General features: G+C 70.7%; 10 protein-coding genes. 6 read left to right on the forward strand and 4 right to left on the reverse strand.

Annotated elements, in window-relative coordinates; genetic code table 11:
• The first annotated feature begins 470 nt into the window (after positions 1–470).
• From FHP29_RS01615 to FHP29_RS01635, 5 genes are all read left to right on the forward strand, one after another.
• Positions 471–1,199 (forward strand): hypothetical protein, encoded by a 729-nt coding sequence (locus FHP29_RS01615; protein ID WP_139621127.1) that lies wholly within the window; start codon positions 471–473, stop codon positions 1,197–1,199.
• 399 nt (positions 1,200–1,598) lie between these two features.
• The gene (locus FHP29_RS01620) at positions 1,599–1,832 is read left to right on the forward strand and encodes a DUF3099 domain-containing protein (RefSeq protein WP_139621128.1); all 234 of its coding nucleotides are present in this window, start codon (positions 1,599–1,601) and stop codon (positions 1,830–1,832) included.
• A gap of 107 nt (positions 1,833–1,939) precedes the next feature.
• Positions 1,940–2,305 carry a hypothetical protein gene (locus tag FHP29_RS01625; RefSeq protein WP_139621129.1) on the forward strand — a complete coding sequence of 122 codons (366 nt, stop codon included), beginning with the start codon at positions 1,940–1,942 and terminating at the stop codon, positions 2,303–2,305.
• Entirely contained in the window at positions 2,302–2,784 is a 483-nt protein-coding gene (locus FHP29_RS01630; protein WP_139621130.1) for a hypothetical protein, read from the forward strand. The genes FHP29_RS01625 and FHP29_RS01630 overlap by 4 nt, the downstream gene beginning before the upstream one ends.
• A 54-nt stretch (positions 2,785–2,838) precedes the next feature.
• A complete protein-coding gene (locus FHP29_RS01635) occupies positions 2,839–3,759 on the forward strand; it encodes a glutathione S-transferase family protein (protein WP_139621145.1) in 921 nt (306 codons plus the stop codon).
• A 38-nt stretch (positions 3,760–3,797) separates the two neighbouring features.
• On the opposite strand, the gene FHP29_RS01640 is transcribed toward FHP29_RS01635, so the two are convergent.
• Positions 3,798–4,220 carry a hypothetical protein gene (locus tag FHP29_RS01640; protein WP_139621131.1) on the reverse strand — a complete coding sequence of 141 codons (423 nt, stop codon included), beginning with the start codon at positions 4,218–4,220 and terminating at the stop codon, positions 3,798–3,800.
• Between the two features lie 37 nt (positions 4,221–4,257).
• Here FHP29_RS01640 and FHP29_RS01645 point away from each other — a divergent pair, with 37 nt between their 5' ends.
• On the forward strand, positions 4,258–5,253 hold the full coding sequence (locus tag FHP29_RS01645; RefSeq protein WP_139621132.1) for a 5'-3' exonuclease: 996 nt from the start codon (positions 4,258–4,260) through the stop codon (positions 5,251–5,253).
• An 18-nt stretch (positions 5,254–5,271) separates the two neighbouring features.
• Here the strand turns inward: FHP29_RS01645 and FHP29_RS01650 are convergent, their stop codons facing one another.
• From FHP29_RS01650 to FHP29_RS22375, 3 genes are all read right to left on the reverse strand, one after another.
• Positions 5,272–6,495, reverse strand: a complete 1,224-nt coding sequence (locus FHP29_RS01650; protein WP_139621133.1) for an arginine deiminase — start codon at positions 6,493–6,495, stop codon at positions 5,272–5,274.
• Between the two features lie 84 nt (positions 6,496–6,579).
• Entirely contained in the window at positions 6,580–7,809 is a 1,230-nt protein-coding gene (locus tag FHP29_RS01655; protein WP_139621134.1) for an endonuclease/exonuclease/phosphatase family protein, read from the reverse strand.
• 87 nt (positions 7,810–7,896) lie between these two features.
• A partial coding sequence (locus FHP29_RS22375) for a Rossmann-fold NAD(P)-binding domain-containing protein (RefSeq protein WP_476703656.1) occupies positions 7,897–8,615 on the reverse strand: 719 nt, incomplete at its 5' end.

An 8,615-nucleotide genomic window follows, 5' to 3' on the forward strand; every position in this document is an offset into this window, starting at 1 on the left:
CCCCCCACGCCACGACATCGCGTACGAGAAAGCCTGCTTCGCCCGAGCCTGAGCCGGGCCGCCGCGGCAGTTGGGACACTTCGCCGCGTGGCGGACGTCTGGATCTGCCAAGTGTTGGCAGTCCGCCTGTGCGCTATCGGTCGTGACGAACGTGCTCTTCGATCACTGGCGCGGAACGTGCAGCCACTCGGTGACAGTCACCTCATATCGCCCCGCTTGCTGTACCCGGCCGTTGAGAACGGCTCCGGGGAGGCGCTGCCACAACCGTCCCCAGAGGACGACGATTCAAGCGAGACGGGGCGGGTGACGGGAAGCCCGACCGACGACGTGGAGGCGCCCGGCCATGCCGAGATGAGTGCGCGGCATGCCGGTGGTGGCGGCATCCGTGAACCGTGACCGGCCACAGCGCGCTGGTTTGAACCGCATCGGTGGAACCTGTCCACCAGCGGCGATGTGGGACCCTCTGAAACGTGGACGACGCCGCCTTCCTCTCCCAGGTTCAGGACCTGCTGGCGGGGAAGCTTGGGGAGGATCTTGTGCTGATTGCCCTGCGAGCTGCAGGGGGACGGCCATGGCCCCGAGCCGAGGTTGCCTTCCGCCTCGCCAGCCCGCCTCCAGGCTGGCAAGGACCGACGCACGGATCGGCCTATGCCCCGCTAGCGCCGGAGTGGCGATACGCCAGCGGCAACGAGGAACCATCCGACTACGCGCAGCTGCTCGCGGACGAGGTCGAGCGCGCCGCCCACCGGCTGACCTTGCCCCCGCCCCATGCAACCGTCCCGACTCCAGAGCAGATCGTCGAGCGGTGGCATTGGCTGCTGGATCGGCTCGCGCTCAACGGAGCGGTTCGGCAGGAAGCCCACGGGCGACTGGTTGTCACAGATGTGGACGGCGCGTCGTTCACCGTCCTGGTCACCCCCGAGCAGTGGGCCCTCATCGGCGAACCGCTCGATCCGCAGTCCGACGACCCGCAAGACTTCAACCAGTTGAACCCGGAGGACGCCTACCTGGTGTTCTACGAGGGTGAGCTCGTCTGGTCCGTTCGTCCCGAACTGCCCCCGGTCGGATGGGGCGCTGAAATCAGAAGGCAGTTCCGCGAGGCCGTGGCTCAGGGGAGAACTGACATTGGTTGGTACGCATTCGACCCCAATGACCCCGACCGGCGCGACGATCCTGGCCGGCGTTGGACGCGGTCGTAGTCGTCGCCGGAGAATGCGACGCGCTCGGTCCCGACAACGAGGCCGCGGTCGAACAGGTAGGTGATCTGTAGGTCCGAAGCGACTCGGTCGGCAGGTATCACCACTTCGAATCGCTGTCGCGGCCGGGCGCAGGACTGGACACGAGAATCACGAACGTGTCGCCCGACTCGGTCGCGTTCCCGATCGGCGGGCGTTCGACCAACATGCCATGGTCCCGGCGGCCCAGACCGGAGTCGAACCGGTCGCCGGCATGCGGCTGTTTCGTCGGCAATCCCTGCGGGCCCGGGCTGGCGGCGAGCCGTCGCCAGCATCGGCCCCGTCGGTACCCGCTCAACCATCCCGAACACGGGCGCACTGACGGCCCGGATCCCTCCTGCCCCACGGGGTAGGTGGAAGGTGATGGGACGACGTCAGCGCTTCACGATCAGCGGGGTGCCCAGGTCGCAGAGCGAGCGGCTGCGCCGGCGGCAGCGGTGGTACTTCGCGCTGATGGGCGTGTGCCTGGTGCTGATCGTCCTGGCCTGGAACGTCGTCCGGTTGTGGTCGACGACGGCAGCGGTGGTGATGTCGGTCGTGGCCGCGGTGCTGCCGCCGATCGCGGTGATCGTCGCGAACTGGGACGAGGACCACTGACGGATCGTCGGGTACGGCGGACCGGAACGGGTACCTCGCGGGCGCCGGCCGATCCGGCAGCTCGGACAAGTCATGACCGAGCGACGACCAAGCGAAGGGAACCACCTGTGTCTCACAAGTCCATGCTCAGCAGGACCAAGGACGTCGCCGTCGAGACGGTGGGCCTCGCCCAGAGGGTGGCGGGCCGGGCCGTGGGGACGGTGACCTCGCTGGTCGGCGGCCGTGGCGAGCAACCCGCCGACCGGACCAGCGAGAAGAGGCTGGACATCTCACCCGACGAGCCGGTCAACGTGACCGAGGAGCTCGGGCTCGACCCGGCTCCGGTGGAGCGGCCCAAGGCACCCAAGGCGCCGTCGAGCAGGCCCGTGACCGGCATCGACGCGCAGGCCGACCCCGACCACGTGCACGCCACGCCCGCCGACGTCGCCGACGCGGTTGCAAAGCCGACCCCGCGCTCTACGGTGGAGGAATGAACCTGACGCACGCCCCCCTCCGCGCTGCCACAGGCGCCTTCATCCTCAACTCCGGGCTGACCAAGCTCGGCGCCGACGAGACGACCGCGCAGCAGTTGCACGGCTTCGCCTCGACCGCCTACCCGCAGTTCAAGGACATCGAGGCCGGCCGGTTCGTCAAGATGGTCGGCATCGGCGAGGTCGCGCTCGGCACGGCCCTGTTGACCCCGAAGGTGCCCTCGGCCATCGTCGGTACGGCGCTCGCCGGGTTCGGCGTCGGCCTGCTCGGCCTCTACGCCCGGGTCCCCGGCCTGCGCCAGCCCGGCAGTATCCGGCCGACCGAGGACGGCGTGCCGATCGCCAAGGACGTCTGGCTCGTCGGCGCCGGCGCCACGCTGGGCCTGCAGGGCTTCCTCAACGGCACCAAGCGGGCGGCCCGACGGACGGCGAGGAAGGTCGGCTCCGCGGCCGAGACCGCCCACGACGCACTCCCCTTCTGAGCGGGTCGCACCGTGCCGACGTACACGAAGCAGGGTCAGGCCTACGACCGCGACATGACCTATCTCCCCGACCGGATCACCAAGGTCGAGGGCCGCAGCCAGGATCCGCACGAGGGCGATCTCGACGTGCCGACCTGGCCGGTCGAGCCGGGCCGCTACCGGCTGGTCGCCGCCCGGGCCTGCCCGTGGGCGAACCGGTCGATCATCGTGCGCACCCTGCTCGGGCTCGAGGACGTGATCTCGATGGGCCTGACCGGCCCCACCCACGACGAGCGGAGCTGGACCTTCGACCTCGACCCGGGCGGCGTGGACCCGGTGCTGGGCTACGAGCGCCTCCAGCAGGCCTACTTCGCCCGCGACCCGGACTACCCCCGCGGGATCACGGTCCCGGCGATGGTCGACGTGCCGACCAAGGCGGTCGTGACCAACGACTTCCCGTGGATCACCCACGACCTCTTCTTCGAGTGGCGTGACCACCATCGCCCCGACGCACCGGGCCTGTGGCCCGACGCATGCCGCGAGGAGATGGAGGAGGTGATGCAGCGGATCTTCACCGAGGTCAACAACGGCGTCTACCGGTGCGGCTTCGCGGGATCACAGGAGGCGTACGACGCGGCCTACGACCGGCTCTGGACCGCCCTGGACTGGCTCGAGGAGCGCCTGACCGACCGGCGCTACCTCATGGGCGACGCGATCACCGAGGCCGACGTCCGGCTGTTCACCACGCTGGCGCGGTTCGACCCGGTCTACCACGGTCACTTCAAGTGCAACCGCAACAAGCTGAGCGAGATGCCGGTCCTGTGGGCCTACGCGCGCGACCTGTTCCAGACGCCCGGCTTCGGCGAGACCGTCGACTTCGAGCAGATCAAGCGGCACTATTACGTCGTCCACGAGGACATCAACCCCAGCGGGATCGTGCCGAAGGGACCGGACCTGGCCGACTGGCACACGCCCCACGGCCGCGAGCGGGTCTGACCACCCCGACCACCCCCGACCACCCCCGACCACTCCGACTACTCAGACGACTCCGGCGACGGTACGACGACCGGCATGCCCGCGAGCGGAGGGCCGGCGACCGTCACCACGCCGACCATGCGGGCGGCCGGGCCGAGCAGGGTCGACCCCTGGTCGGTGCGCAGCGCCGAGCGGCCGAATTGGACCTCCAGCACACCGAGCCTGAGCCGGCCGCCCTCGCGCACCAGCGCCACCTCCCCGCGGCGGGGCCGCCGCGCGGTGGACACCAGCAGCTCGGTCCCCGCCGGCCAGCCGTGGGACGCCAGGGCGTCGTTGCGCAGCCGGATCCGGACGTCGTCGCCGGTCTCCGGGACCGGCGCCCGGGGCGGACGCCGGGTGGATCGCTCCCCCGACGCCGGCAGGTCCAGCGGCAGGTCGAGCGGCAGGCAGTCCTGGACCGCCACCCCTCGAGCCGAACGCATGTTCGAAGACTACCCGAGCCGTAGGATCGGCGCGATCATGAGCCCGGACCGCCCCCGCAAGCTGCTGCTGGCCGTCGACGCGCCCTCGCTGCTGCACCGCAACCACCACGCGCGGGCCCACACCCGGCACCGCGACCGAGGCGGCCGTCCCGCATGGGCGTTGCACGGGATGCTGCGCCAGATCATCGAGTCGATCGACTCCTTCGCACCCGACGCGGTGATCTTCGGGCTCGACGACCGGACCGCATCGATCCGCCGCGACGCCTATCCCGACTACAAGGCGGGCCGCGCGGAGAAGGACCCCGATCTCGTCGACCAGCTCGACCGGGCCGGCGCCCTCCTCGACGCGCTCGGCCTGGCCACGCTCACCCCGCCCGGGCTGGAGGCCGACGACGTCAACGCGTCCGCCGCGACCTGGGCGGAGCGCAACGACTGGGACTGCGTCATCATCACCTCCGACCGCGACTCCTTCGCCCACATCGGCGAGCACACCCGCGTGCTGCGGCTCATCAACGGCGGCATCAACGGATCGCCCCTGCTGACCTCCGCGCACCTGCGCTCGATGTACGGCGTCCCGGCCGAGCGCTACCTGGAGTTCGCCGCCGTGCGCGGCGACGCCAGCGACAACCTGCCCGGGGTGCCGGGGATCGGCGAGAAGACCGCCGCCTACCTGCTGTCCCACATCGGCTCGATGCGCGAGATCTGGGCCGACATCGAGCACGACGAGGGCCGCTCGGTGGTCGCGGCGCTCGACGCGTGGGCGGAGGAGACCGGCGCCCGTCGTACCGGAGCGACGGTGCTCAAGCGGCTCTCCGCGCCGGGCGCCCGGGAGGTCTACGAGTTCAACCTGCGGATGATGGCCGGCCGCACCGACCTCGACCTCGGCCTCACCCCGGACATCCCCGGCACCCCCGGCCTGCTGCCGCTCGACATCGGCCGCGTCGAGCGCGTCGTGGGCCACCTCGGCATGGAGTCGACCACCGCGCTCGCGCTGCGGGTCCTCACGGGCGACCCGGCCTCGGTCCCCCGCTGAGCCTGGACGGGACTCGGCTCAGATCCCGTCCCGCTCGACCGGGCAGCTCATGCACCGCGGACCCCCGCGGCCGCGCCCCAACTCGCTCCCCTCGATCGTGACCACCTCGACGCCGTTGGCGCGCAGGTGGTCGTTGGTGGCGACGTTGCGCTCGTAGCCGATGACCACCCCGGGGCGGACGGCGAGCACATTGCACCCGTCGTCCCACTGCTCGCGCTCGGCCGAGCGGGCGTCCTGGGTGGCGGTCAGCACCCGGATCCGGGACAGGCCGAGCGCGGCCGCGATCACGGCGTGCATCTCGTCCGGACCATGCGTCGTGACGGACAGCTCCTTCTCGACGGCCCCCGGACGGATCGTGTACGACGGCAGCCCGCCCAGCCCGGCGTACTGGGTGAACGTCTCCTCGTCGACCATCGTCATGACCGTGTCCAGGTGCATGAACGTGCGCTTGCGCGGCAGCCTGAGCACGACCACCCGCTCGGCGCTGCCGGCCTCGAAGAGCCGCCGGGCCAGGCGCTCGATGCCCTGCGGCGTCGTGCGCTCGCTCATGACGACGAGCACCGCCCCGCGTCCCAGGACCAGGAGGGCGCCGCCCTCGGTGGTGGCAGGGCCGGCAGCGGGACCGTCGGCCCACCACCGGAACCCCCCGCCGGCGAAGGCCGGATGCCAGCGGTAGACGGCCTCGGAGAGCACCGGCTCCCGCATCCGGGCCCGCCTGCTCATCGCGTTGACGCACACCCCGTCGAACAGCCACGCCGCGGGATCGCGCGTGAACAGCTGGTTGGGCACGGGAGGGAGGACGAAGTCGTCGGGCCCGAGCGCGCGCACGACGAACGAGCGCGGCTCCTCGACGCGCTCCAGCAGCTCGGCCTTCGTCAGCCCCGCGACGAGGAAGCGGGTGAGCTCGCCGGAGGTCAGCGAGGTGAAGAGGTTGTGGAGCGTGTCGGCGCCGATCGGGCCGTGCAGCCGCTCGTCGAAGGCGACGTCGAGGACGTGCCGACGCGCCTCCGGGATCTCGAGCGTCTCGGCCAGCAGCCGCTCGAGCAGGTGGACGACGACCCCCTGGTCGCGCAGGGCGGCCGCGAACGCGTCGTGCTCCTGCTGGGCCCGCTCGACCCACGGCAGGTCGTCGAAGAGGAAGTCGTCCTTGTTGGTGGGCGTCAACCGCTCCAGCTCCGGACCGGGCCGGTGCACGATCACCTGCCGGAGCACGCCGACCTCGGAACCGACGTGGAAGGTCATCAACGCACGGTACCCGGGTCCGGCCGCACCAGCGTGGAGGCCGAGGCGCTCAGGGATGTCTCCGGGGATGTCTCAGGGGATGTCTCAGGGGATGTGGAGCGTCGCCTTGATCGGGTTGTGGTCGGAGGCCATCGGGGTGGCGTAGTGGCCGCTGCCGTCGAGGACCGCGATGTTCTCCCAGGTCGGCACCGTGATGCCCGGCGAGACGAAGATCCGGTCGACGTGGGTCGGCCAGGTGGTCGAGCGTGGCGGGTTGGTGTCGAAGCCGTGCGCGGAGTTGAGGTAGGGATAGGTCAGCCGGGCAGCGATGTCGCTGGCGTCGGCGAATCCGGCAGCCTCGAGGACCAGGCGCGGGGCGTCGACCTGTCCACGGCGCTCGTGGCCGCGGTGGGAGTTGAAGTCACCGAGCAGCACGGTCTGGTGGCCGGCGAACCGAGCCTGGATCCGGCCCAGGACGTAGGCGGTCTCCTGCTGGCGGACACCGTCGGCGTTGCCGTCACGGAGGTGCAGCGCGCCCAGGGCGACGAGCTTTCCGGTGGCCCGGTGCTGGACCAGGGCGTGGCAGTAGCCGTGGTCGCGGTCGCCGAAGCGGGTGAACCGGCTCCCCTTGCTGTTGTGCCTCTTGTCGACCACCGCGTACACACTGGAGCGGACGTAGGCGACCTGGCTGTAGAGCTTGCGCTTGCGGCTCTTCTGGGTCTGACAGGCCAGCGTGTAGCCGCGCTTCTTCATGACCTTGCCGATCCAGCGCTTCTTCTTGCCGTACTTGTGCGCGAGGTGGGCCTCGGCGAAGACCATGACGTCGGCGTTCATCAGCCCGATGCTGTCGACGACACGCTTCTGGCGCTTCTTCCACTTCCAGCCGCTGTTGCACTTCGACTTCGAGCCGCAGGCAAGGTTGAAGGTGGCGGCCGTCGTCGCCAGCGCGGTCGGCGTCACCGCACGGGTTGCCGGCGGCGTCACCTTGCAGGTTCGCTCGCCGCCGTTGCCCTCGAGCGTCACCGCGAAGCAGTACGTCGTCCCGGGGGTCAGGCCCGCGATGTCGGCGTGCGTCGTACCGGCCGGCTCGACCCGGGCGTACGCGTCGTCGCCGGGGTAGACATCCGGTCCGGCGGCGGAGACGAGGACCTCGTAGGTCCCGGGCCCGGCGAAGTCCCAGTCGAGGCTCACGGTGACGGAGCCTCCGGTCACCGACTGCCCCGACACCCACGGCGCAGAGGGACGGCCGGCTGCGCCCGCCGGAGAGACCGTGGAGAGCACACCGAGCGCGACGGCGAGCACGGACAACAGGGACAGCAACCGAGACCGAGACATGGCTTCACCTTCGGCAGGAAAGGCACGTATTGCAGATCCTTACCCCATTTTGGGGACGATATGTCCGTTCGGACAGGGCGGGATGGCTCACCAAGGTGAGGGTTCGTAGTCCTTGAGGAAGCAGCCGTACAGGTCCTCGCCCGCCTCGCCCCGCACGATCGGGTCGTAGACGCGGGCCGCGCCGTCGACGAGATCGAGCGGCGCGTGCCAGCCCTCGGCGGCGATCCGCAGCTTCTCGTGATGGGGCCGCTCGTCGGTGATCCAGCCGGTGTCGACCGCGGTCATCAGGATCTGGTCGGTCTCGAACATCTCGCCCGACGAGGTGCGCGTCATCATGTTCAGCGCAGCCTTGGCCATGTTGGTGTGCGGGTGCCCCGCGCCCTTGTAGCGCCGCGAGAACTGGCCCTCCATGGCGGAGACGTTGACGACGTACGCGCGCCGCGCGCCGTTCTGCACCGCGGCGCGCAGCGCCGGGCGCAGCCGGGAGTTGATGAGGAAGGGCGCGATCGAGTTGCAGAACTGCACCTCGAGCAGCTCCAGCGGATCCACCTCGTCGAGCACCTGGGTCCAGGAGTTGTTGTCCTGGATGTCGGGGATCAGGCCCCCGGCGTCGATCGCGGTGCCGGCGAGGTGGGCCTCCAGGGATGCGCCGCCCGCCTTGAGCGCCAGCGCGGTCAGCGACGCCGCGTTGTGCGCGGCCAGCGCCGCCTCCGCGCTCTCGCCGTCGTGGTGCGCGACGGCGGTCGAGGAGAGCGCCCCCGCGATCGCGGCCGGGTGCGCCTCCGAGATCCGGTCGAAGGTGACCA

Origin of the sequence: Nocardioides albidus (genome assembly GCF_006335005.1) — a bacterium.
Taxonomy (GTDB): Bacteria; Actinomycetota; Actinomycetes; order Propionibacteriales; family Nocardioidaceae; genus Nocardioides; species Nocardioides albidus.